The sequence below is a fragment of the Salinibacter pepae genome, from assembly GCF_947077775.1.
GTDB classification, from domain to species: domain Bacteria; phylum Bacteroidota; class Rhodothermia; order Rhodothermales; family Salinibacteraceae; genus Salinibacter; species Salinibacter pepae.
In genome coordinates, this window is the sequence record NZ_CAMTTE010000001.1 from 207,575 (window position 1) to 230,742 (window position 23,168).

The window sequence follows — 23,168 nt, forward strand, 5'->3', positions numbered from 1 at the left end:
GAAGCGTGGCGCCCGGCCCCTACGCCTGGGCCGGCGGCACCTGCACGAAGGTGTTGTCGATAAGACGCGTCTCACCAAAGAAAACTGCTACGGCGGCCAGCACCTCCTGCCCGGGCACGAGGTGGTCGACGGGCTGAAGGGTGTGGGCGTCCACGACCTCTGCGTACTGCACATCCGCGTCGGGGGCCGCCGCGAGTTTATTTTGCATCGCTCCAACAACACCTTCCGCCGCCTGTTCCCCCCCTTCGATCGCCTCTTCGGCGGCGGTGACGGCCGCGTACAGCACCGTCGCCTGCTCTCGCTCTTCGGCGTCGAGGTACTCGTTCCGGGACGACTGCGCGAGGCCGTCGGGCTCCCGCACGGTCGGCACGCCCACAATTTCAATGTCGAAGAGCAGGTCCTCCACGAGGCGCTGGAGGATGACGTACTGCTGGGCGTCCTTGCGGCCGAAGACCGCCACGTCGGGCTTGCAGGCGTGGACGAGCTTGGTCACGACGGTGGTGACCCCCCGAAAGTGCCCCTCGCGGTACGCGCCACAGAGATGCTCGTCGAGCCGCTCCACGTCGACCCACGCGAGAGGGCCGGGCAGGGCCTCGTCGTCGGCATAGGGATACATCTCTTCAACCGACGGCGCAAACATTGCGTCCACGTCGAGCGCCTCCAGCGTCTCCCGGTCGCCCTCCAGATCGCGCGGGTAGTCGTCGTAGTCTTCGCCCGGCCCAAACTGAGTGGGATTCACAAAGACAGAGACGGTCACGTGGTCGGCCTCGGTCAGGGCCCGGCGCACGAGCGCCAGGTGTCCCTCGTGCAGGGCCCCCAAGGTCGGCACGAGGGCGAGCGTTTGTCCCTCGGCCCGGGCCGCGTCGGCCTGGGCCTGCATGGCGTCAACGGTGCGAAGCAGTTCCATCGGCGGGCGCGTCGGGTTGGTGTACGAGACTGCAAACAGATGCCGCACGGGGCTACGGAGCCACGCCCATCTAGTTCGTGCCCCACGGTGTGGCCGCCAGGCCCGTCTTCCCCTGCACGAAGCCCCCGGCAGTAGGCGCCTCTCGATTCCTCTGCGGCCCTCTTCCGAAGTGTGACGGCCCGCGTGCAGGCCGCCGCTGGGCGGGGGATGTGAACGACGGGGCACGCATGGAGCGGTTAGGCGTCCACTGTGCACGCCGCACCCCCGATGCCGTGGAGGCCCACACGTCTAGAAACGGCGCGCCCGTCTTTGAGGCCAACTCCGGCCGGATCCACTCGGGTTGGGGGGCATGATCGAGATGCAGACCCGTGCAATCACGGCCAAAGACAGAGAGACGGCCCAGGGATTGTCTCCACCCTTCCAGGGGAGCGGCTGCAGGACACCGAGTCCCAACAGGTTTCTCAACCCTGTCCCGCACGCACCCGGTGGCGCAGAGCAGGCCCGCATGCCACGAGGGTTGGCGTGGGGGCCCGGTGGCAATCGCCGGGGCAGTGGCAGGCCCACATACTTGTTCTCGGGGAAGCAAACGGCGGTACCGGGGGTGGGACTCGAACCCACACGGGCCACAAGGCCCAACGGATTTTCGTACCACTCCAATTTTCATTGGTGGGGCGTGGTCTGGACTTTCTCTTCACCGTATCCGGCCGGACGTAGGTGCTGCCCGTCAAGTCTCTGCACCTTCCCGAGGTCGGGCTTGGCTCAGGATTACCAGTCAAAAGGCTTCCCTGACTTTGAGCAGATCTACGTGAGGCGTTTCCGCCCCAGCACTCATTTGTCTAAGTCCGTTGCGTCTACCAATTCCGCCACCCCGGCGATTTGGATCTTCTAGTATAAGCACTCGACGGGATCTGGTTCGCGCCCTCCGGTACAGCCCGCCCACGGCTCCCGCCCAGCACGTTCGGGCGCTCAGTCGCGCCGACTCAGCGACAAAATAACGGATGGGCCAGGCCCTGTGCCCAGGAAGGACCTGTGCCCGGGGCGGAAATGCCTCGCAGCAGGGAGTGCATTGGCGAGCCGGGCCCCGTGGCCGCACGCCCCCACGGATCCGGCCCCGCGGGAGACAGCCGCCCAACCAGGCCCCGTCACCTTACGATACCGTCACGTTCCGGCCGTTACGTCATTTTTTCAGATCAATTTGATAGAGCGTCGATAGTACCGCTGTTCCAAAAGACCAGTTATGTCAACGTCCCCCAGCCTCACAGCCCAGCCCGATGCCGAAACGCGGTGATGGAGCCCTCAGCGACCAGTCGAAAACAGTCCCTGAAGCCGGGGCGGCCTCTGCGGACCCATCGCTGACCGAACAGGCTGTCGAGGCGTTTGGCGTCGTCCAGCAGCGCGTGGACCGGGACGTGAGCCCCGAGCGCCTCCGCGGGTTTCTGCAGGTGAAGACGGTCACCCCGGACACCATCCTCGGCCTTCTGGCCGACTACGGCCGCGCTCGTGGACTGGTGATGAAGCCCCAGTCCCTGTCGCCCTCCGATGTGCTGAAGGAAGCAGCCCCCGGCGATGTGGTGCTCATGCCGGACCGGAGTCTGGGGGTGGTTGAGGAGACCCGCGCCAGCGTCCTGTCCGTCCGCAGCTTTGGGCAGGACGAGGTGCGACGCGTGGGCCCGGACGCCCTGGCTGGGCCCGACGGGACGGTGTCGTTTCTCCACATCGAAGGGGAAACGCCTCATTTTCTCGACAGCGAACGGCAGTCCTCGTCGGGCTCGGGCATCCGGTCGGCGGAATACATCCACGACCCGCACGACCACCGCGAGAACATCCAGGAGACCTTCGCCAGTCTCCTCAGCCTACTCAGCGACGAGGGCAAGGACCTCGTCACGGTGGCGGTCTACGCCGCCATGGTGGCCATCTTTTCGCTCACGGTGCCCCTCGCGTCGCAGGGCATCATCGACTCGGTGTCGCTGGGGACGTTCACCAATCAGATCGTGGTGCTGTGCGTCGCAATCACCGTGGGACTCCTGCTGTACGGGGGCTTCGACATCCTGAAATACTACACGGTGGACATGCTGCAGCGTCGCCTCTTTGCCTCCACCTCCATGGAGATGGCCTACCGGCTGCCCCTCATGAAACGGTCGGAGCTGGAAGGAGAGTACGGCCCGGCCCTGGTCAACCGGTTCTTCGACGTGGTCTCGATGCAGAAGAGCCTGTCGAAAATTCTCCTCGACGGGATGGTGTACGCGCTCATCGCGCTGGTGAGCCTCATTCTACTCACGGTCTACAGTTCGTTTTTCCTAATTGTCGGCCTGATGGCCGTCCTGTTCACCCCAGTGCTCATCTGGGGCCTGGGACGACGCGGCCTGCGAACGAGCATCGAACAGTCGAGCTTCAAGTACGCCACCGCCCACTGGTTGGAAGACCTCGCCCGGTGTCAGCAGAGCTTCAAGCTGAACGGATCCCCGTCGTACGTGCACGACCGCACCGACCGGCTCGCCTCCGACTACGTTCGGGCGCGCGGCAACCACTTCCGCATTTTTGGGCGTCAGCTCGCGGCCGCGGCGGCCTTCCGGGCCATCATCGTCGGGCTCGCCCTCGGAATCGGCGGGTACCTGGTCACGCAGGGCGACATCACGCTCGGCCAGTTCGTCGCCGCGGAGCTCCTGATCGTATACCTCACCAACAACGGCTTCAACCTGGTCCAGCTGTTCGCGTCCGGCTACGACCTGCTGACGGCCATCAGCAAGATCCTGCACGTGACCGAGAAGCCCCTGGAGGAGGTCGGCGGGGAGGAGGTGCCCTCCGGCTCCGGCCCCGCCCCGCTTAGGGTGCGCAACGTGACCATCGGGTACAAGGACGCCTCGCCGGCACTCAGTGACGTCTCGTTCGACGTAGCGCCGGGCGACCACCTGTGCATCGTCGGGGACAGCGGGGCCGGCAAAACGACCCTCACGCAGGCCCTCGTGCGGATGCACACCCCCGATCAGGGACAGATCACGTTCGACGGACACGACATCGCCCGCCTCGACCCGCAGGCATACCGGAGCGTCGTGGGCCTGGCCCTGTCCAACGACGAGCTGTTCAAGGGCACGGTGGAGGAGAACATCACCATGGGCCGCTCGCTGAGCTACGCCGCCGTGGAGCAGGCCCTCCACCTGGCCTGCCTCGAAGACGCCATCCTGGACCTTCCCGACGGACTGCAGACGCCCATCACGTCCGCGGGCCTCGGGCTGCCACAGGGCATGGTCCGGCGCATCATGATCGCGCGGGCGGTGATCGGGGATCCCCGACTGCTGATCCTGGACGAGCCGTTCAACGGCATCGAGGACCCGGTGAAGCAGACCCTCGCCGACCGCCTGTACGGGCACGACGCGTGGACCATCGTCTCCGCGGCCGACGACAACCCGACGGCCGTGCGCCGGGCCGATCAGGTACTCGTGCTGGAGCAGGGCGAAATCGTGTGGCGGGGCGCGGCGGATCAGCTGAACGGCGAGTCCGACGACTTCCTGCGGCGCCACTTTCCGCGCCTCGTCTCGACGGTGCAGGGAGACGGGGTCCCGTCCTAACCGGCGCGTCCTGGTGCCTCGCGCCTCCTCGTGGCCCGATTGGGCGCCCCCCATCATTCATCTGTTTCTCCCGGCCCACACGTTTGCCCGACATGAGCGCTGACCGGCCCGATTCGGACCCCTCCGCCCCCGATGCACGCCCCCCTTCTCAGGAGCGGCAATGGCTGCAGCCGACGGCGGAGATGGACGCGCCCGCAAACCTGGGACGCACAAGTGCCCTGCAGGCGGCACAGTCCCCCGCAATCACGCGCTCGATTCTCGTCGTCTCGGCACTTTTTCTCGTCGCCCTGGGGATCGCCCTGGCGTTCATCCCGTGGCGCCAGACGGTCTCCGGCAGCGGGACGGTGACGGCCTACGCCCCGGAGGCCCGCCCCCGGACCGTTGCATCCCGCATCTCGGCCCGCGTCGCCGACTGGCACGTCGTCGAGGGGGATGAGGTCGCAAAGGGGGACACCGTCGCGGTTCTGGAGGATCTGGGCTCCTCCTACCTGGACGACCAGTTTGCGGACCGGGTGGCCGCCCAACGGACCCGTACACTCAACGGGCTGCGCCTGGAGGTAGAGCGGGCCCGCCAGAAGCTTGCCCAGGCCCGCCAGAAACGCCGGTCCGCCGAAGAGAAGGTCAGCAACGCCACCCTGGGCGTCTCGACGGCCCGCACCCGGCTGGCCCGCATCGAGGACCTGCAGGACGACGGGATCTCGTCCGTCCGGGACCTGGAGACCGCTCGCCTCAAATTTCGAAAGGCACGGACCGACTCGGTCGCCACCGCCGCGGACCTGGCCGCGGCGCGCCGGGCGGTCGAGTCGGCCCGCCTCAACGTGGAGCGGAAGGAGCAGAAGCTGGCGGCCAAGCAGGCGGCACTCAGCCGCAAGGTCGACAACGCCCGCGAACGCGCCTCCAATGCCATCGTGCGCGCCCCCATTCGCGGAACGGTGTCCAGCATCAACCGCGTGGGACCGGGCCAGATCGTGAAGAAGGGGACGACGCTCGCGACCGTGGCCCCCAACACGGACGACCGGGCCGCAGAGCTTTTCGTGAGCAGCATCGGCGCCTCCCTCATTGAGCCGGGCCGGCAGGTCCAGCTCCAATTTTCCGGATTCCCCGCCCTCCAGTTCTCGGGGCTGCCCGACGCCTCCACCGGCACCTTCGCGGGAACGGTTCGCTTCATCGATCCCGTCGGGGACGGCTCCGGGCGCTTCCGGATGCTGGTCGTGCCGGACACGTCCGCCGGAAATCCCAGCTGGCCGAGCCCCCAATACCTTCGCCAGGGCGCGCCGGCGAAGGGCTCCGTGCTGCTGTCCAGCGTGTCGCTCGGGTACGAAATCTGGCGCCGCATGAACGGCCTTCCCCCGCAGCTCTCCACGCAGCAAGGCACGGCCCCGGCGAAGTAGTCGACCGGGGATGCCGCGACGATTCGACACGTCCCACCACACCCGATACGGATGACCGTTCGCGTTTTTGTCGTTATCCTCGCAGTCGCCCTGATGGGGACGGCGGCCCAGGCACAAGATTCTGGGGCGCCGGAGCGAAGCGGCCCCCCAAATGCCACCGTCCCCTGTCCGTCGTCGGACGACTGCCCGGTGCTCACCCTGGATGACGTTCGGCGCCGGGTGTTGGCGACCAGTCCATCCGCCCGGGCCAACCGGTTGGAAGACGACCGGGCGGCGGCCCAAGTCCTAAGCGCCCGGGGCGGCTTCGAACCGGCGCTCGTGTCTGGCTACGCGTACAAGACGCGGGACGGAAAGGACAAGCTGAATGTCTTACGGAGCGGGGTCAATTGGCCCCTGAACCTGCCGGCAAGTCCGACCCTCAAGTTCGACTATCGCCGTGGGCTTGGCTCCAGCATCGACCCGTCGGTAAAGACCTCCCGGGTGGGGGAGACGCGCTTCGGCCTCTCGTTCGCGCCGCTCGGGGGATTCCGGACCGACAAGTCCCGCGCCGCGCTCGATAAGGCCCGGCTGGCGCCCCGTCGGGCCGACGCCCTGCAGGCCAGAAAACGAAACCGGTTGCTGCTGAAGGCGTCTCGGGCCTTCTGGGACTGGGTGAAGGCCCGCCAGACCCTGGCGGTGAGCCGTGAGCTCCTCCAGTTGGCGGAGCGGCGCCGGGCCCTGGTCACGAAAAAAGCGCGGGCCGGCGAAATCCCGGCGGTCGACAGCATCGATGCGGCCCGGACGACCGCCAGCCGACAGGCGACGCTGGAGAAAGCGCGACGGACCGCCCGCGAGAAGCGCATCAAGCTCGCCACGTTTCTGTGGGCGGAAGACGGCTCCCCCGCGACGTTCCGCTACGCGCCCCCGGCCCTGGACATGCCCGCCCCTGTCGACACCACCCGACGGGCAGATGCCGTGGCGACCGCCCTCGCGCGCCGCCCCATGCTGCGGGTGATGGACCTCAAGCGCCAGAAGACGGAGATCGAGCAGCGGCTAGCGCAGGAGCGGCTCCGCCCCAAGGTTAAACTTGAGGCCCAGGCCGTGTCGTACACGGACAGTCCACTGAACATTTCGGACGTCAAGGTGGGCTTCGAGGTCGACCAGCCGTTCTTTTCCCGGAGCCGACGCAGCGAGGTGGAGAAAACCAAAATTGCGCTGCGCGACCTCAAACTAAAACAAGACATCGCCAGGCGAACAGTGCGGGCGGACGTGGAGTCCGCCCTCGCCGCCCTGTCTCAGGCCCACCGCCGGGCCCGATCGGCCCAGCGCAACGAGCGGCTCGCTGAACAACTTCGGCGGCTGGAGCAGCGGCGCTTCGAGCAGGGACAGGGCACGCTGTTCGTGCTCAATAAGCGGGAGCAATCCCTGGCGAAGGCCCGAAAGCAGTTCATCGCCGCCCAAATTAGCACCCTGAAGGCCCTCGCGGCCTTTCAGTGGGCCACGGGCACCATTGCCGACCCGTACGTCGACGGCGAACGTCGCGCCGGGTCGGATTTCCCACGAGAGTAGCTTCTTTCTGCCCCACTCCCGGAAGCGCATCCATCGAACACGAACGGAGGGCCCTCACACAAGGGCCCTCACACAACCGACGCAAGGACTTTCTCCCTGACACAACCAATGCCATGACGCTGGCCTTTGTCAGTCTCGTCGCCATCACACTTGGAATTGTGCTCGTCTTCGGCCTCGGCTTCGGGGCCATGTATGTCCTGTGGACGCTGCTTCAGCCCCCCGAGACCCCGGACGACTCCGAGGAGGGTTGAGACGGCGGGGGGCTCGGGCTCGTGCAGGGACCCGGTGAGGACGTTCGGCGTACCCGCGACCCGGAGGGCCGATCCCGGCGCGGCGGTCCATCCCCCGGCGTGCCCTCTGTGGATGCGGGGCGTCACGGGGCATCGCATCAGGTTTCGTCGCCGGAACCCCCGTCGGTGGCGTTGCAGAGGACGGCAGGGTCGCGCTGGGTCTCCTGGTAGGTGATGGTCCGGCCCTCCGGAAACGTGATGTCCATTGTCTCCGCGTCGACCCGGTTCACCCTCCACTCGGTTCCCTGCCGAAAACGAATTTTGTCGTTCTCGTACTGGACCGAGGATGGGTACATCATGCAGTCCCCCTCCTCCCCCACACGCCACGTCTCGATCCACTGATCTTCAATGCGGAGGTAGACCGTATACTCCTCCCCATCGCGCTGAAAGTCGTGCTTCAGCGTCTGCGCCTCGACGGCGGGCGCTGCGATAAGTAGGGACAGGACGGCAAGAAAGAGGCTTCGGGGGAATCGGCTCACGGCGACGAGGTATTTGGCAGGCTGCTGGAATTAGCACACCGTCGCGCCGTGCCGATGCGGGGTGCATCCACGGCAGGGCACGGCAGCACGCGTCATGCAGGAGAATCCCAGTCAGCCCGGATTCAAAGGAATTGGACCGACGGAAGCTCAAACGCAGTGTCACATGCAAGTACCCGAAACACGACACGTCAGTACAATTGCTCCGGGATCGTGGTAGCAAAACGTAATAGAGTTGAAAGCCTTAACCTACACCGGAAGTCCCGAAAATGTAGAGTGCTTTTTTAAACTTGTAAACCGGTAACGCCTCCCCACCATTTCTGAATCCGGACGGGGAAATGCGCGACCGGGTCCTGGGAACGGCCCCGGCACCGTTCCGTCGATATCGCCGTTCATTCCAGGCGATTCGTCCTCCCGTGCCACAGCCCCCCTGCATGCGTCAGAACATCCAACTGGTTGCGGTGGGACGAACCGTCGGGATGTGCCTCTTTCCGCCCTCCACGGCCACCCGTAGAGCGTTGAATGACGAGGCCGAGGCGACAGAGGTGCGCGTCACCAAGCATCGCTACTTTGCCGCGGAGCCCCGGTGGGGCACGCCGCGGTACCGCTACGAGGGTCGCCTCGCGTCGTCCCGCCTTCTTCCACAAATTCTTCTCGTCGCGATGCCTGGAGGGGACGCGTACGTGATTGCGGAGGAGGGAGGCTCAAGGGCCCCCTGACTGGACGCTCGTGTCCCCGCCGCGATGGGCCTTCGCCCGCGGTGCACTGAAGGGGTCGCAGGGGGACGCGCGGCCGGTGGGTGAGGCGGGAGCAGGCCCGCACAACGATCAGGCATCGTCGGACTGAACATGAAGCTCGCGCCGGCCCGTGTCCACTTCAATGCCGGGCTCCTCGACCGACGCGAGGGCCGATCGCAGATCTAGGTCGGGCCGGGGAAGCCCCTCCACCACGAGCGTCCAGAAGTCGGCGTCGTAGCTTCGGGGGTCGATGGCCGCGGAGCCGGTCGTAATGTCCACCTGCAGGGCCAGACGGAGGGTGCCGGTCTCGGCGTCTCGGTAGGTCGTCGTGAAGAGATGCTCTTCGCTACGAGTCGTCTCGACCCGGAGGTCGTCTCCCTCCTCGGAGGTCACAAAGCTCTCGCCTACGGCAAGTTCGGTCGGCTCATCGGGCATGCGGCGGCGTGGGGTTGCGGCAGAGATAACTTGGATCCAAATCTAAGCACCAGCCGATTCGACCGAAAGGTCGCCCCGCGTTTGTCTCTCGTCCAAACCGGAACCTCCTCCCGTTTTCACCGATTCCCACCGGTCCAATTTGTCAATTTCGGATCCCACCCGCGGTTTATGCCCCCGCCCGACTCCGCCCTCGACCCGCCTCGTCGCCGGGCGCGCGATCTTCTGCCCCGCGCCCACGTGCCGTTTTCCGACGCGCCGACGGCGGCCGTGCTCCTGTTGGACGACGGCCGCTGGGTCCCTGGGGTGCGCCTGGAGAGCGCCTCCTACTCCCTTACCATTCCGGCCCTGCTCAACGCCTACACCACGGCCGTCGCCCTCGGGCACGAGCCGTCGATCGTGGCCTTCGTCCTCTCACGCCCCTTCCGACGGGAGGAGGCCCTTTATGTCGAAGACCTGCCCCAAGGGCCCTTCGAGCCGGCCGCCGACGACGCCTGGGTTCGGGGTGCGGGCGGGAACGGTGCGCTGCCCGCCATGCAGGCCGTGCTGCCTCCGGGCCTCGACGTGTCCATCGACGGGACGGAGGACGGCCTGCAGGCGGTCCGCCGCGTGTCCCGGCGGGCCCATGTGCCGTCTTCCGGGTACCCCGTCGGGGCCGTTCTCGAGACTCAAGGGGGGCCGTTCGTGCCGGGCGTCAACGTCGAGCACCCGGACTGGGCCCGGATCCTCTGCGCCGAGCGCAACGTCCTGGGCACGATGCAGTCGTACGCACTCCCGTCGCCGCGTCGCCTCTACCTCACGTGCGATAAGGACCCCGAGGGCACCCCGTGCGGGGCGTGCCGGCAGCTTCTCGCGGAACTCGCGCCCGAGGCGACGCTTTGGATGGATCGGCATGACGCTGACCCTGAGCGCTCCAGTGCATCGGCCCTGCTACCGGGCTCGTTTCGGGGGCGTGCCCTGCTCGACGCCTCGTAAGCCCTCGCAGAGCGTCGACTCAGCCCGAATGCCCCCGCCACCACGTCAGGACCGCAACGGGGACGTTCCCACTCCCCATCGATCGGGCCGACGAATGCCGCTCCTCAGCGAATCGTCTCCGACGCCCAACCGGTTGTGCCCCCATGCGCTCACCGGTCCATCGGCAGAATCCCCGCTCCGGTCGGCGATCCACCCGAGTAGCCCTGCATGATCCTATACGTTTTTCTCTTCTTCGTCGGCCTGCTGCTGCTCTACCTGGGCGCCGAAGGCCTCATCCAGGGCGCCTCCAGCATCGCCCTACAGTACGGCATTCGCCCCGTCATCTTGGGCCTGACGGTGGTCGCCCTCGGCACGTCGATGCCGGAGTATCTGGTCAACGTATTTGCGTTGATCTCGGGGGAGTCCCCGCTCGCCATCGGCAACATCATCGGCTCCAACATTAGCAACGTGGCCCTCATCCTCGGGGCGTGTGCCGTGGTGCTGCCTCTCGCCGTCACGCCGGAGGTGCTGCGACGTGAGTACCCGGTCATGCTCGGCGTGATGGTGCTCTTTTACCTCTGTGCCCTCGACGGTGTGATTGGGGCCCGGGACGGCGTCTTGATGGTGGTCCTCCTCTCGGGACTCGCGGCCTACGTGTTCTACGACGCCCACCGGACCACCAGAGGCACTGTTCTGGAGAGCATGGAGGGCGAGCTGGACGCCGCCGATCCTGATCTCTCAACCCTGGCCAAAACCGTCTACGTGATTGGCGGCATGGGGGGGCTCACGCTCGGGGCCCATCTGATGGTCGACAACGCCCTTGCGATCTCGGATGTCCTGAACATTGACCACGTCGTGATCGGCCTGACGGTGGTGGCCATTGGCACCAGCCTGCCCGAGCTGGCGGCCTCCATGGTGGGGACGCTGAAGCAGGAGGTCGATATGACCGTGGGCAACGTGATTGGGAGCAACCTCTTGAATGTACTGTTCGTAGTGGGGACGCTGGCCATTGTCGAGCCCATTACGGTCGATCCGGAAACGATCCGCCTACACTTTCCCGTGATGCTGGGCTTTTGTGCCCTGCTGGTGCCCCTGACGTGGTGGGACCAAAAAATTACTCGGGTGGAAGGGGCATTCATGGTGATTGCCTTTCTGGGGTTCATGGTGTTTCTGTATGTGTGAGTCACGTGCGTCCGCCCTCGAAGACATTCTTCCTCTGGGCCCCCTGTCTCGCCCCCTAGCGCGAGCGGTCCGGCCCCTCTCCCTTTTGGCCCTCACGGCCTGCCTGGGCGCGCTCTGCACCGTGCAGCTGGCTGAGGCCCGCCCCGCCGACAGCACGTCCACGGACAAATACTGGATCCTCCTCGCGGATCGTCCCTCCGAGACTGCCCCCACCAGCGGTGCGTCCGCGGCCCGACCGGTCGCGCCGGCGTTCCTGAACCGCCTCCGGTCCCTCGGCGTGCGGCCGCTTGTCCGGAGTCGCTGGCTCCACGCCGTCTCTGCGCGGCTTGCCCCCGACACCCGCGCCACAGTGGCGGCGCTGCCCTTCGTTCGGGGCACACGCCCGGTGGCCTCGCTTCGTCCCCTCGGTCCGCTCTCCGAACCGACCGACCCGTCCCCTCCCGCGTTGGGGGCGGCGGCCGGGCCCTTGTCTCGTATCAACGCCCGGTCTCCGTTGGCCCGGGGCCTGAACGGACGCGGGGTGGACGTGGGCTTCCTGGACGCGAACTACGCGGGCCTCAGTCATCCCGTGTTTTCGCACCTGCGGGCCAACGATCGGCTCGGGGGGCTCCGAAACATGACGACCGGACGACAAGGGGGGACTCATGGGGCCGGCGTCGTGTCCGTGGCCGCCGGCTACGAGCCCGGCTCGCTCGTGGGGCCGGCCTACGGGGCCAACATTTGGGGGGCAACGACGGAGTTTACCCAGTACGAGCGCAACGTGGAGGAGGACAACTTCGTGGCGGGCCTGGAGTGGCTCACCCGCCGCGGGGTGGACGTGGTCAACGCCTCGATCGGGTACACCCGCTTCGACGACGGCCAACGCAGCTACGGGCCGGACGACCTGGACGGGGACACGGCCCTCACCACCCGAGCGGTCGACCGGGCCGCCGGGCGCGGCGTGACGGTGGTGGTGAGTGCCGGCAACAGCGGCTGCGACGCGCCCGACAGCTGCTGGTTCTACGTCAACACACCCGCCGATGCCGACTCGGCCATCGCGGTGGGCGCCATCGCCCCCGACTCGTCAGTGGCGTCCTTCAGTGCCCGTGGCCCCACGGCAGACGGCCGCCGCAAGCCGGACGTGGTCGTACAGGGGGAGACGGTGCCCGCCGCCTGGAAGAACGACCAGTACGCCCGGGTTAGTGGCACCTCCTTTGCCAGCCCGCAGGTAACCGGCATTGTCGCCCAGATGCTGCAGGTGAACCCTGCGCTGGGCCCAATCGACGTCCGGCGGCTCCTGCGACAGACGGCCTCGCAGGCCCACGCCCCCGACACCACCCGCGGTTGGGGCATCGTGGACGCCGAGGCGGCCGTGCGTTACGCCGAATGGCAGGCGCGCCGCACGGCGCCGGCCGCCCTCCATGTATCGGCGCCGCACACGGCCCTGGACGCCCCGTCCCTCATCGTTCCGGTCTCCGCTCCGCCCCACACGACGCGCCTTTGGGTCACCCTCCACACCGCGCTCGGGCACAGGGTGCGCCGCGTCGAACGGGCGGGGCACCCCGGCCCGAACCGGCTTCCAGTCGACGTGAGCGGCCTCCCGCCCGGCCTGTACCGGTACGTCGTCACGACGGACCGGGGCCACCACGCCACGGGGCGCGTCACACTCTCCAAGTAACCTCTCCGCGGCATGGCGTTCTCGTTCGGGTACTCCCCCTGGCTGCTTCTCCTCTGCGTGGCCGTGGCGGGGGGGCTTACGTACGGGACCTACCGCGCGACCGTCCCTTCGCTCAGTGCAGGGTGGCGCCTGCTCCTGGGCGGCCTTCGCTTTCTCGCCCTCGCCCTCATCTGTTTCCTGCTCTTCGAACCGGTCCTGCAACAGTTTCGGTCGACCGAGCGTCCCCCGGTCCTGGCCGTCCTCGTCGACAACAGCCAGAGCTTGCAGGTGGTGACGGCCGGGGACACCTCCACCGCCCGCCCCAACGCGGCTCGAACCTCCGTTCGACCCGTCATCGATGCGCTCCAAGACGAGGCGATGCCGGGGACGGCACGCTTCTTCCGCGTCGGGGAGGCGTCGCGGGCCCTTTCCGGGTCGATCATCGACTCGCTGCGCTTCGACGGCGCGCGCACCGACCTTGCAAGCGGCCTCCAGGCAGCCCCTGAGGAGCTGCGGGACGAGAACCTGGGCGGCATCGTGGTCGTCTCCGACGGCCAGTACAACACGGGCCAAAATCCCCTGCGTGTGGCCGACCGGTCTCCGGTTCCGGTGCACACCGTCACCGTTGGCGACACCGCCCGACAGCGTGACCTCCGCGTTCAGGACGTCTCGACGAACGACCGGGCCTACCTCAACTCGTCGGTGCCCGTCCGCGTCACCCTCAGCGTCACCGAGGGGCCCGGCCAGCCGGTGCCCGTCACCCTCGAACAGTCCGGGCGCACGCTCGACCAACGCCCGGTGCGTCTCCCGGATGGCACCGGCGAGGTGTCGGTGGACCTGACCTTCGAGCCCGAGCAGGCCGGCCTCCAGCAGGTGACCGTCCGGGTCCCCGAGCTTGCCGGCGAAGTGACGACCCGCAACAACGCGCAGTCGACATCGCTACGGGTTCTCGAAAGCAAGCGGCAGGTGCTCCTCCTCGGCGCGGCGCCCGCCCCCGACGTGAGCGCGCTCCGCCGCGTTTACGAGCGAACCGCCGACACGGAGGTCACGGCCCGCATCCCAACCCCCGAGGGAACGTTCCTGGAGGGCCCGCTGCCGGACGACCTGTCGCCCTTCGATGTAGTGGTCCTCGCCGGCTTTCCGAGCCCCTCCGTGCCCGACGACGTGGTGCAGCGCGTCGCCACCCTCATTGACGACGGCACCCCGGCCCTCTACTTTCTCGACCGCCAGACGGACCTGGCCGCCTGGACCGAGCACTTTGAGGCGTCGCTGCCCGCCCGTCCGGACGCGTCGACCTCATCGTTTGCGGAGGCCCCCTTCCGGATTGTGGAGAGTGCCCGGCAGCACCCCGTCCTTCGCATTGAGGACGCCGAGGGGGCGTTGTTCGAGCGGCTCCCGCCCCTCCAGGTGCCTGCGTCCGCGTGGACGCCCACGCCGGACGCTCAGGTGCTCGGGACCGCCGCCACGACGTCCGCCCCCCTCCTGGTTCTCCGACGCCGCGCGGGCCTGCGGACCGCCGCGTTTCTTGGGAATGGGGTGTGGCGGTGGGCCCTTCTGCCGTCGGAACTTCGGGCGGCCGATCCACTCTGGCCCGGCCTGGCCTCCAACCTGCTTCGGTGGGCCGGCACCGAAGCGGACGACTCGCCGGTGCGCGTCCGTCCCACTGCTTCCCCCTTCGGGGGCACGGACGCCGTCTCCTTTACCGGTCAGGTGTACGACCAGAGCCGGCAGCCGGTGTCGGACGCCACGGTGAAGGTGACAGTTACGGATTCGGCCGGCACCGAGTACCCCTACACCATGGACCCGACCGGGCAGGGCCGGTATACGCTCAACGTGGGGACGCTGCCGGAGGGCACGTACCAGTACGAAGCGCAGGCCCGGCTCGGTGAGACCGATTTGGGCACGGACCGGGGCGAGTTCTCCGTCGCCCCCCTCCGAATCGAGTACCAGTCGCCCCGCGCCGACGCCGTCTTCATGCGCCAACTGGCCAGCCGGTCGGGCGGAACGGCCTACACGCCCCAGACGGTCGATCAGCTTCCGACAGACCTGTCCGACCAAAACTCGTTTTCCAGGGAGGTCGTCCGTCAGTCGTCGGAGGCCGAACTGTGGCGCACGTCGCTCTTCCTCATCGCTATTCTCGCCCTCCTGGCCAGCGAGTGGACGCTTCGAAAATTCCTCGGACTCACGTGACCACCGGCATCCGCCGAATCTCTTGGGGGGACCGACCCGTAGCTTCAGTATGACCGTCCTGTGCCTACAGAACGGGCGGGTCGTCGGCGTCGCACACGAGTCTCTTAGTCCCGAATGCTCTCTTCCGTCTCCCCCGTTGATCGCTCTCACCTCCCCGATCCGGTCGCCAACATGGCCGACGAAGCCCAGTCCCTTGCGCAGGTGCTGGTGGGCGTGCGCCGGTACCTCCACCGGCATCCGGAGGTGGGAATGGAGGAGCACAACACGTCCCGTTTCATTCGGGAGACCCTGGAGGGATACGGACTCGACGTCTACGGGCCGATCGCCGGCACGGGGCTGTACGTCGACATCGAAGGCAGCGCCCCCGGGGGGGCTGTGGGCTACCGGGCCGACATCGACGCCCTGCCCACGCAGGACCAGAAGCAGGTCCCCTACCGCTCACAAACCCCCAATGTCGCCCACCTCTGTGGGCACGACGCCCACACGGCCATCGCCATCGGGGTTGCCCTGGTGCTCCACAACAACCGTGACCAACTGCAGGGGCGGGCCCGCGTCTTTTTCCAGCCCAACGAGGAGGGCCTCCCCAGCGGCGCCCCCCTCATGATCCGGGGCGGCATCCTCGAAGGCCTCGACGCCGTGTACGCGGTGCACGTCGATCCGACCCTGGAGGTGGGCCGCTACGGCCTCATCACCGGCCCCGCAACGGCCTCGTCCGACCGGTTCGAGGTGCGCATTCGTCAGGAAGGAACCGGCCATTCGGCCCGCCCCCACGAGGGCGCCGACACCGTGTGGATCGCCTCGCAGCTGATGAACCAGTTTTACCAGCTGTCCGGACGCATCACCGACGCCCGCACCCCGAGCGTCCTGACCGTCACCATGCTCGACGGCAGTGAGGCCCACAACGTGATCCCCGAGCAGGCCTCCCTCGGCGGCACCCTGCGGACCGTATCGCCGGACGACCGCGAGACAATCCGCACCCACATGCGCGAGATTGCCAACCGGATGGAGTCCCTCCATAAGGCACACGTGGAGTTGGACTTCGAGGACGGGTCTCCTCCTGTGATCAACGACGAGGCCGCCATCGCGAACGTGGAGGCCACCATCCGAGATACATTCGGGGAGGAGGCGATCCACCAGATCTCGGAGTCAAGCATGGGCGGAGAAGACTTTGCCCATTACCTGAAGCACGTGTCCGGCGGCTTCGTTCGGGTCGGCACGGCGTCCGGGCCGGAAACCAGCTACCCCCTTCATCACCACCGGTTCGACCTCGACGAGACGCCTCTCGCCCCTACCTCTCGCCTGATGGCGCGGGTGCTTCTGAACCACCTCGACCGGGCGGGATCGGAGGCTCCCTCTACCAGTCCCAGCCTCACGTCGACGGACAACGGAACCCCCGAAGCAACCCACTGACGCCGCAGGACGCGTGCGTCATGGGCTCGTCCGGCCCGCCCCCCAAATTCCCGTGTCCTGACGGCTGGGACGCACGACAGCACCCTCGTTCGTCATCACGACCGGACGTACGGATTTTCGACCACACGGCCGTGGCCGTTGGTCCACGCCCCCCTGATAGGCCCCCTCCGACTCTGTGGACGGGGCCCTCTTCCATTCGAAGGCTTTCCTGGGACTTGACCAAGCCCGACGCTTTTGTTATTTACTATTCAAATGTTTCAACGGAAAGGCCTTCGTCTCTTGCTCGGACCCTCACGGATCCATGCGTTCACTTCTGTGGGGCAGCATTCTCCTCTTGGGGCTTGGGGGGGCCCTCTCTCCCCGCCCCGGCACGGCACAACCGGACCCCGGAGCCGTGGTCATCAACGAGGTCCTCTACGCCCCGTCGCCCTCGACAAATGAATTCATCGAGCTCTACAACCGCTCCGGGGGGCCTATCGCGCTCGACGAGCTTGCGTTCGCGGACGCCAACCGATCGTACGAACCGGTGGCGAGGACCGACACAACGGTGCGTGATGCCACTCACGTTGTCCTGGTACGCGATCCGAAGGCCTTCACCGCCGCGTTCCCGGGCGCAACGTTCTTGACGCCGGACGACTGGCCGGTGCTCAACAACGGCGGGGATGCGATCTACCTCCGTCACGTCCCCTCCGATACGCCCCTCGACTCGGTGCCGTACGATCCTTCGTGGGGCGGGGGGGACGGCCGCTCTCTGGAACGGATCGACCCGGGCGGGCCGTCCGACACCGACGCGAACTTTGCGTCCTCGGAGGCGGCGTCCGGGGCCACCCCCGGCACACAAAACAGCGTCTACGCCCCGGACGAGACGCCTCCCTCCCTCGCCCGCGCCGTCCCGTCGCAGAACGGCGACTCGATAACGGTTGTCTTTTCGGAGCCGGTCGCCCCCGCCAGCATCTCTCCCGAGGCGTTCCGGTTGGACTCGGCCGACGCCCCCGCCATCGTGACGGCTCAGATCGACGACGGCCGCCCAGCACAGGTCCGTTGTGCACTGGGAAGCCCGCTCTCCACCGGCGAGTACCGCCTCGTCGCCACGGGGGTGTCCGACCGTCGAGGGAATGTACGAGACGAAGACAGCGCCCCGTTGTCCTACGTTGTCGCCGACACGCCCGCCCCCGCCGACGTGGTCGTGTCCGAAATCATGTACGCCCCCTCCGTGGCCCCAAACGAGTTTATCGAGGTGTACAACCGGTCGGACAAAACCCTCGACCTGGGCGCACTCCAATACGCCGACGACGCCCGCAACTTCGCGCCGGCCGCCCCTCCGCTCACGCCCTTCCGTCCCGGCCAGTACGCCGTACTGGTGCGCGACGAGGAGGCATTTGCGGAAACGTATCCGTCCGTGGAATTTGTGGCCCCGAGGGGCTGGGACGCCCTCAATAACGGCGGCGACACGGTCGTCCTGCGGCACGCGCCGTCCGGGACCCCGTTGGATGCGGTGCCGTTTTCCGCCTCCTGGGGGGGCAGCGACGGCCGGTCGCTGGAACGGATCGACCCGCGCGGGCCCTCCGTCGAGGCCTCAAACTTCGCGTCGTCGACGGCCCCGGAGGGGGCGACGCCCGGCGCTCAAAACAGCCGCTTCGCCCCCGACACCGCGCCGCCACGCCCCACCTTCGCCGAGCAGGTGGACTCCCTGACTGCCGCGGTTATCTTCAACGAGCCAATCCGCGGCGAGAGCGTCCGCCCGGCGCGCTTTCAGTTTGAAGACGTGGCGGTCACGCAGACGCAGGTCCAGGCCGACAGCATCGTGCGCCTGTCCCTCTCGGATCGCCCGACCGGCGAGGCCGTGCTCGTCGCCGACGTCCGGGACCGCGTGGGCAACCGCCTGGATCGGGCCTCTGTGCCGTTCGCCCGGCGCCCCACTCCTGGCACCCTGGTTCTGAACGAACTTCTGTTCGACCCGCGGGCCGATGACTTCGACGACCGGCCCAACCAGGTGGAGTACGTGGAGCTTCGCAACCTGACCGACCACACCTTGACGCTCACCGGACTCACGTTGACCGACCGCCCCACCGAAACGGGCACGGCAGACACACTCCGGGTCGGGCGGCGTCGGGGCCTTGCCCCCGGCGGGTTTGCCGTGGTGGCCGCCGCTCCGAGAGGGGCCTTCACGCCCCAGTCGTCCCAGCTCGCCGCCGCGTTTCCCGGTGCGCCCCTGGATTCCGACTCCGTGGCTTACCTCCCCGTACAGGCCTCCACCCTCGGCCTCCGCAACAGCGGGGACCGAGTTCGGGTGCACCGTCGCGACACGGCGGTCGTCGCGGACGTGGCGTACTCCCCAGACTGGCACACCTCGGGCCTCGCCGACCCGAAGGGCACCGCGCTCGAACGGATTAGCGCGACCGCCGGGGCTGAGGCCGCCGACAACTGGACGAGCAGCACGGCGTCCGCAGGCGGCACGCCCGGCGCCCCAAACGACGCGTCGCTGGCCCCGCCGGACGACGCGCCGAACGCCCCGGGCCTTGCCGTCCGTCCCAGCCCGTTCTCGATCAAGCAGGACGGGGCGACGCGCATCCAGTACACCCTGTCGGCCCGCCCGAGCCTCATCCGCGTGCGCATCTACGATGCCCGGGGCCGCCGCGTGCGCACCCTCGAAGAGGCCCGCCTCGCCGGCCGGAGCGGCGAGCTGGTCTGGAACGGCCGCAACGGCGCGGGCGATCGGGTTCGCATCGGTCCCTACGTGGTGCTGCTCGAGGCCGTGCAGGCCGACGGCGGCACCACCACCGAACTCAAGGAAACGGTCGTGGTGGCCCGTCCCCTGAACTGATTCACCGCGGGGCCCTTTCCCCGAGGGCGCTACGCCCGCTCAAAGAGCGCCCCCTCGATCGTAAGGCCGGGCCCGAAGGCCATGGCCACCCCCCGCTCCGGTGGGGCGCCGTCGCCGCGCGCCGCCTGCTCAAAGATGCGCTTCAGGACAAACAAAACGGTCGGCGAGCTCATGTTGCCGTAGCGCCGCAGCACCTCCAGGCTCGGCTGCACGTCGCGGGGCGCAAGGCCGAGCACGTCCTGGGCCCGCTCCACCACGGCCCGCCCGCCCGGATGGACGGCCCAGAAGTCCATCTCGTCGGGGGTCCGGTCGTTCGCCCCGAGGAGCCCATCGACGTAGCCCGGCAGGTGGTCGGCAATCACATCCGGCACCCGCGAGGAGAGCCCCATCAGGAACCCCGTGTTGCCGATTGCCCAGGTCATGTCTTCCATCGAGTCGTCGTCGAGGCGGCTCCGGCCGTCGACGTACGTCATCCGGCCGCGCGCCTCACGGTCCGACCGCGCCGAGAGGACCGTGGCCGCCGCGCCGTCGGAGAAAAGCGAGTTGACGACTACGCTTTCCAGGGTGTCGTCGATTTGGAAGTGGAGGGTACAGAGCTCCGTGCACACCACCAGCACCCGGGCGTCCGGCTGGCTCTGGCAGAAGCTGTGGGCGACCCGAAGGGCATTGAACGCCGCGTAGCACCCCATGAATCCGATGAAGGTGCGCTCCGTGTCGGCGGGCAGGTCGAGCCGCTTGACGAGTTCAATGTCGAGCCCCGGGGCGAAGAAGCCGGTGCAGCTGACGGCCACCACGTGCGTGATCTCGTTCGCCTCCGTGTCGGCCCCGTCGAGGGCCCGACCGGCAACGTCTTCCGCCAGCGGAATGGCGGCCTCCTTGTACTTCTCGTTCCGCTCCCGTGTGGACGGGGCCGGATCGAGCGACCAGTTCTCCGGAAAGAAGGTAAAGGCCTCTGGGTCGTCTTCCCCGTAGTCGTCCACGCACGAGTACCGGTAGTCGATCGCCGATTGCTTGTAGAGCGACGGCAGACGCGCCCGCAGGGCCTCCGGCAGGCGCTCGATCTGCTGCATAAACTCGGCCGTTTCCGGTTGGGGCTTGCGGAAGGAAGGGTTGCCCGTGGCAATCGACTCGACGACGGTGTGCATGCGGAACCTGGCGCTTTGGAGGGAAGAAGGAGGCCTGTGCGCTTTCGCCAAACGCGCAACTCGCACGGGAGTTGGGCACGTTCCGGCACGACTGCCCCCTGCCCCTTGCGGAGGGCCAAGGCGACGGCCGGACGTCTGAACCAGCACCGGAGCATGTGCGACGAGGGGTCACACTCGGGGCCGCTGCTTCGAACGTCGCTTCCGCGACCCGATTGGCCCCAGTCCGGCCCGTCGCAGACGCCGCTCCACGAGGCGAAAAAACGCCTCACGCTCCGACGCCCGCACCACCGCCTGCTCGTGCGCCTCCGACAGCGCGAGCGGATACCCCTCGCCTTTCTCGCACTCTTGGAGGACCGTGGCGTGCACGTGTGCCAGGAGCGTCGGCTTCTCGGCCACCCAACGCGGCACCTCCACGCGCCCGATCTCGCCCCCGCTCGGCCCCGGCACATTCACGTAGAAAAACGAGATGTCCGTCCCGGTCGGGTATTCGCCCTGAATGTGCGAGGCCGACCCGAAGACGGCCGACCGCTCCCCGGAATCGAGCACCATGTCCAGGACATGGCGGTCGAGCACGCCGTCCAGGCGGGGCTCGGGCGAGACGTCCGTCTCCACCGGCGGCTCGGGCTCCAGGTCGCCCCCTACGAACCGGAGCAGGTTCACGACCTCGGTGCTCGCCGGCATGCTCACGTAGGACGCCAGGGCGAGGCCCGCGTCCCGGAAGCCCTCCAGGTGCTCCGTATACCGGGCGATGAGCTCGTCTTCGAGGGCGTCGTGGTCCATGCCCCGAACCATCCACCGAATGAGGGTGCCGTCGGCCAGGGCCACGAGGGGGCGGCCTTTCACGCGGGCCGTGGTTGCGGCGTCGAGAAGGGCCCCCAGTTCCAGCTCGTCGCGGAGCGCCGAGACCAATTCGGTGGTGATCGTCTCGATGCGCGCCTCGAAGCGGCCATCCACCCCCTCCCGAAACTGCAGACGCGGAACCGCGTCGAGGTGCGCGTCTTCGGTCGTGCCGTACTGGAACGCGACCTGACTCACATTTAACAGGAAGAAGGGCGGCTCCACGTGACGGTCCGGATAGATTTGCGACCCGTCGGTCGCTACGACCGTGATGGGCGACGGGCGCTCTGAAGGCGCGTGCACGGCGGCGGGCGGCTCTCGCATCTGGGCCACGAGACGACGGGGCTGTGCCGTGGCCACCGCCTCCCGCACCGCCCGCCAGTGGTCGTGGCAGGCCCGGAGCAGGGCCTCGGCCCGGTCCCGTTGCGCCGCCCGCCGGCTCGTCCGGTCGGTCTGGTGCTGCGCAAAATCGTCGAGCTGGTCGCGGAGCTGTCGAAGATCAAGCATGTCGGTGGGGGATCCAGTACGGACACTTCGAGATTCTCCCGGACGTGCCGGATATTGCGGACGCCTCCTGCGGGGCGCTCGACGTCAGTTTTTCGATGCAACCCTCTTCCACCACCATGGCCGATCGAACCGCGCGCGAAACGCTGGGCCTCATCGTGGACGTGGTGATGATGGCCCTCATCGTCGCCAACCTCGCCCTCCTCATTGTGGACTGGGGCTTCGCCAGCCCGATCGTCCAGACGCAAATGGAAAACTACGTCCCGGCGCTATACACCTGGTACGACCAGACGATCCACCAGCACTTTCTGCTTTACGACCTCGCGTTCGTCTCGATCTTCGTGGTCGAGATTCTCGTGCGCTGGGGCCTCGCCGTCTATCGGCAGCGCTATCACCGCTGGTTCTTTTACCCGTTCGTGCACTGGTACGACGTGCTCGGCTGCATTCCGGTCGGGTCGCTCCGTTCGCTGCGGCTGCTGCGGCTCGTCGCTATGATTCCGAAGCTGCAGCGGACCGGCCTGGTCGACCTTCGGGAGACCTATCTCTACCGGACGTTCGAGAAGTACCGCGACATCGTCCTGGAAGAAATTAGCGACCGCGTGACGGTCCGCATTATCGAGGGCCTACAGGAGGAAATCCGGACGAGCCAGGAGGTGACCACCCGCATCGGGCGCGAGGTGATTGCCCCCCAGCGGGAGGCCCTGATCGAGGCGGTGACCCACCGCCTGCAGGAGGCCACGGCGGTCGCCTACGACCACCAACAGGACGACTTTCACGAGTACCTCGACGGCGTCATCGAGGATGCCGTGCAACGGAACCGCGAGATTGGCACCCTCGCCGCCCTGCCCGGGGTCGGGCGGCCTGTGGCCTCCCTCCTCGAAAATGCCATTAGCGACATCGTGTTCAACGTGGTGGACCGGATGGTGACCGACGTGTGCTCGTTCGACAACGACCAGGCCATCACGCAGGTCACCTCCATCTCGGCGGACGCGCTGATGAGCCCGAAGTACGACCGCCGCCTGAACCAACTCGCCCAGTCCGTCGTGCTTCAGTCCCTGGACGTCATCAAGGACCACGTGCAAATCCGACGCTGGAAAGACGTGGAGCCGCTCGCCAACTCCCCCGAATGACCCGTCCGC

At 67.6% G+C, this 23,168-nt stretch carries 17 protein-coding genes; 12 read left to right on the plus strand and 5 right to left on the minus strand.

All coding sequences use genetic code 11. The annotated features are described in order from the left end of the window. Positions 1-19: 19 nt before the first annotated feature. The gene (gene panC, locus OJA40_RS00910; RefSeq protein WP_208426384.1) at positions 20-907 is read right to left on the minus strand and encodes a pantoate--beta-alanine ligase; all 888 of its coding nucleotides are present in this window, start codon (positions 905-907) and stop codon (positions 20-22) included. Between the two features lie 1,271 nt (positions 908-2,178). Here panC and OJA40_RS00915 point away from each other — a divergent pair. The 4 genes from OJA40_RS00915 to OJA40_RS00930 all read left to right on the plus strand — a co-directional run bounded on the left by OJA40_RS00915 (position 2,179) and on the right by OJA40_RS00930 (position 7,663). Beyond that, on the plus strand, positions 2,179-4,473 hold the full coding sequence (locus OJA40_RS00915) for a peptidase domain-containing ABC transporter (RefSeq protein WP_208426385.1): 2,295 nt from the start codon (positions 2,179-2,181) through the stop codon (positions 4,471-4,473). A 92-nt stretch (positions 4,474-4,565) separates the two neighbouring features. Next, positions 4,566-5,864: an HlyD family secretion protein gene (locus tag OJA40_RS00920; protein WP_263808328.1), complete on the plus strand. Its 1,299-nt coding sequence runs from the start codon at positions 4,566-4,568 to the stop codon at positions 5,862-5,864. 51 nt (positions 5,865-5,915) lie between these two features. Next, a complete protein-coding gene (locus tag OJA40_RS00925) occupies positions 5,916-7,412 on the plus strand; it encodes a TolC family protein (RefSeq protein WP_208426386.1) in 1,497 nt (498 codons plus the stop codon). Positions 7,413-7,525: 113 nt separating this feature from the next. Next, positions 7,526-7,663 carry a hypothetical protein gene (locus OJA40_RS00930; RefSeq protein ID WP_011404156.1) on the plus strand — a complete coding sequence of 46 codons (138 nt, stop codon included), beginning with the start codon at positions 7,526-7,528 and terminating at the stop codon, positions 7,661-7,663. A gap of 137 nt (positions 7,664-7,800) precedes the next feature. Here OJA40_RS00930 and OJA40_RS00935 read toward each other — a convergent pair whose 3' ends face one another. Further along, a complete protein-coding gene (locus tag OJA40_RS00935; RefSeq protein WP_208426387.1) occupies positions 7,801-8,181 on the minus strand; it encodes a hypothetical protein in 381 nt (126 codons plus the stop codon). A gap of 431 nt (positions 8,182-8,612) precedes the next feature. Between OJA40_RS00935 and OJA40_RS00940 the strand changes: the two genes are divergently transcribed. Next, on the plus strand, positions 8,613-8,897 hold the full coding sequence (locus OJA40_RS00940; RefSeq protein WP_263809825.1) for a hypothetical protein: 285 nt from the start codon (positions 8,613-8,615) through the stop codon (positions 8,895-8,897). Between the two features lie 108 nt (positions 8,898-9,005). On the opposite strand, the gene OJA40_RS00945 is transcribed toward OJA40_RS00940, so the two are convergent. Then, positions 9,006-9,350: a hypothetical protein gene (locus tag OJA40_RS00945; protein ID WP_208426395.1), complete on the minus strand. Its 345-nt coding sequence runs from the start codon at positions 9,348-9,350 to the stop codon at positions 9,006-9,008. Positions 9,351-9,518: 168 nt separating this feature from the next. Between OJA40_RS00945 and OJA40_RS00950 the strand changes: the two genes are divergently transcribed. The 6 genes from OJA40_RS00950 to OJA40_RS00975 all read left to right on the plus strand — a co-directional run bounded on the left by OJA40_RS00950 (position 9,519) and on the right by OJA40_RS00975 (position 19,543). Further along, positions 9,519-10,322, plus strand: a complete 804-nt coding sequence (locus tag OJA40_RS00950; protein ID WP_263809826.1) for a cytidine deaminase — start codon at positions 9,519-9,521, stop codon at positions 10,320-10,322. A gap of 207 nt (positions 10,323-10,529) precedes the next feature. Beyond that, positions 10,530-11,483, plus strand: coding sequence for a calcium/sodium antiporter (locus OJA40_RS00955; protein WP_208426389.1), 954 nt, complete (start codon positions 10,530-10,532; stop codon positions 11,481-11,483). Then, complete coding sequence (locus tag OJA40_RS00960; protein WP_208426390.1) at positions 11,476-13,140, plus strand: S8 family serine peptidase; 1,665 nt, start codon at positions 11,476-11,478, stop codon at positions 13,138-13,140. Before OJA40_RS00955 ends, OJA40_RS00960 begins: the two co-directional genes overlap by 8 nt. A 12-nt stretch (positions 13,141-13,152) precedes the next feature. Next, the gene (locus tag OJA40_RS00965) at positions 13,153-15,309 is read left to right on the plus strand and encodes a FixH family protein (protein ID WP_208426391.1); all 2,157 of its coding nucleotides are present in this window, start codon (positions 13,153-13,155) and stop codon (positions 15,307-15,309) included. 114 nt (positions 15,310-15,423) lie between these two features. Beyond that, on the plus strand, positions 15,424-16,719 hold the full coding sequence (locus tag OJA40_RS00970) for a M20 family metallopeptidase (RefSeq protein ID WP_208426392.1): 1,296 nt from the start codon (positions 15,424-15,426) through the stop codon (positions 16,717-16,719). A 301-nt stretch (positions 16,720-17,020) separates the two neighbouring features. After that, the gene (locus tag OJA40_RS00975) at positions 17,021-19,543 is read left to right on the plus strand and encodes a lamin tail domain-containing protein (protein WP_263809827.1); all 2,523 of its coding nucleotides are present in this window, start codon (positions 17,021-17,023) and stop codon (positions 19,541-19,543) included. A gap of 29 nt (positions 19,544-19,572) precedes the next feature. On the opposite strand, the gene OJA40_RS00980 is transcribed toward OJA40_RS00975, so the two are convergent. Then, positions 19,573-20,688: a type III polyketide synthase gene (locus OJA40_RS00980; protein ID WP_263789529.1), complete on the minus strand. Its 1,116-nt coding sequence runs from the start codon at positions 20,686-20,688 to the stop codon at positions 19,573-19,575. Positions 20,689-20,856: 168 nt separating this feature from the next. Beyond that, complete coding sequence (locus tag OJA40_RS00985) at positions 20,857-22,032, minus strand: DNA double-strand break repair nuclease NurA (protein WP_263809828.1); 1,176 nt, start codon at positions 22,030-22,032, stop codon at positions 20,857-20,859. 116 nt (positions 22,033-22,148) lie between these two features. On the opposite strand from OJA40_RS00985, the gene OJA40_RS00990 reads away from it, so the two are divergent. After that, on the plus strand, positions 22,149-23,159 hold the full coding sequence (locus tag OJA40_RS00990) for a hypothetical protein (protein ID WP_263789525.1): 1,011 nt from the start codon (positions 22,149-22,151) through the stop codon (positions 23,157-23,159). The last annotated feature ends 9 nt before the right edge of the window (positions 23,160-23,168 follow it).

What these genes read in the sequence shown, in the direction of transcription:
- OJA40_RS00970 (WP_208426392.1), top strand. Translation starts at nt 15,424, where the DNA reads ATGCTCTCTTCCGTCTCCCCCGTTGATCGCTCTCACCTCCCCGATCCG.
- OJA40_RS00940 (WP_263809825.1), top strand. Translation starts at nt 8,613, where the DNA reads ATGCGTCAGAACATCCAACTGGTTGCGGTGGGACGAACCGTCGGGATG.
- OJA40_RS00950 (WP_263809826.1), top strand. Translation starts at nt 9,519, where the DNA reads ATGCCCCCGCCCGACTCCGCCCTCGACCCGCCTCGTCGCCGGGCGCGC.
- OJA40_RS00990 (WP_263789525.1), top strand. Translation starts at nt 22,149, where the DNA reads ATGGCCGATCGAACCGCGCGCGAAACGCTGGGCCTCATCGTGGACGTG.
- OJA40_RS00965 (WP_208426391.1), top strand. Translation starts at nt 13,153, where the DNA reads ATGGCGTTCTCGTTCGGGTACTCCCCCTGGCTGCTTCTCCTCTGCGTG.
- OJA40_RS00955 (WP_208426389.1), top strand. Translation starts at nt 10,530, where the DNA reads ATGATCCTATACGTTTTTCTCTTCTTCGTCGGCCTGCTGCTGCTCTAC.
- OJA40_RS00975 (WP_263809827.1), top strand. Translation starts at nt 17,021, where the DNA reads ATGCGTTCACTTCTGTGGGGCAGCATTCTCCTCTTGGGGCTTGGGGGG.
- panC (WP_208426384.1), bottom strand. Translation starts at nt 907, where the DNA reads ATGGAACTGCTTCGCACCGTTGACGCCATGCAGGCCCAGGCCGACGCG.
- OJA40_RS00930 (WP_011404156.1), top strand. Translation starts at nt 7,526, where the DNA reads ATGACGCTGGCCTTTGTCAGTCTCGTCGCCATCACACTTGGAATTGTG.
- OJA40_RS00920 (WP_263808328.1), top strand. Translation starts at nt 4,566, where the DNA reads ATGAGCGCTGACCGGCCCGATTCGGACCCCTCCGCCCCCGATGCACGC.
- OJA40_RS00945 (WP_208426395.1), bottom strand. Translation starts at nt 9,350, where the DNA reads ATGCCCGATGAGCCGACCGAACTTGCCGTAGGCGAGAGCTTTGTGACC.
- OJA40_RS00915 (WP_208426385.1), top strand. Translation starts at nt 2,179, where the DNA reads ATGCCGAAACGCGGTGATGGAGCCCTCAGCGACCAGTCGAAAACAGTC.
- OJA40_RS00960 (WP_208426390.1), top strand. Translation starts at nt 11,476, where the DNA reads ATGTGTGAGTCACGTGCGTCCGCCCTCGAAGACATTCTTCCTCTGGGC.
- OJA40_RS00925 (WP_208426386.1), top strand. Translation starts at nt 5,916, where the DNA reads ATGACCGTTCGCGTTTTTGTCGTTATCCTCGCAGTCGCCCTGATGGGG.
- OJA40_RS00985 (WP_263809828.1), bottom strand. Translation starts at nt 22,032, where the DNA reads ATGCTTGATCTTCGACAGCTCCGCGACCAGCTCGACGATTTTGCGCAG.
- OJA40_RS00980 (WP_263789529.1), bottom strand. Translation starts at nt 20,688, where the DNA reads ATGCACACCGTCGTCGAGTCGATTGCCACGGGCAACCCTTCCTTCCGC.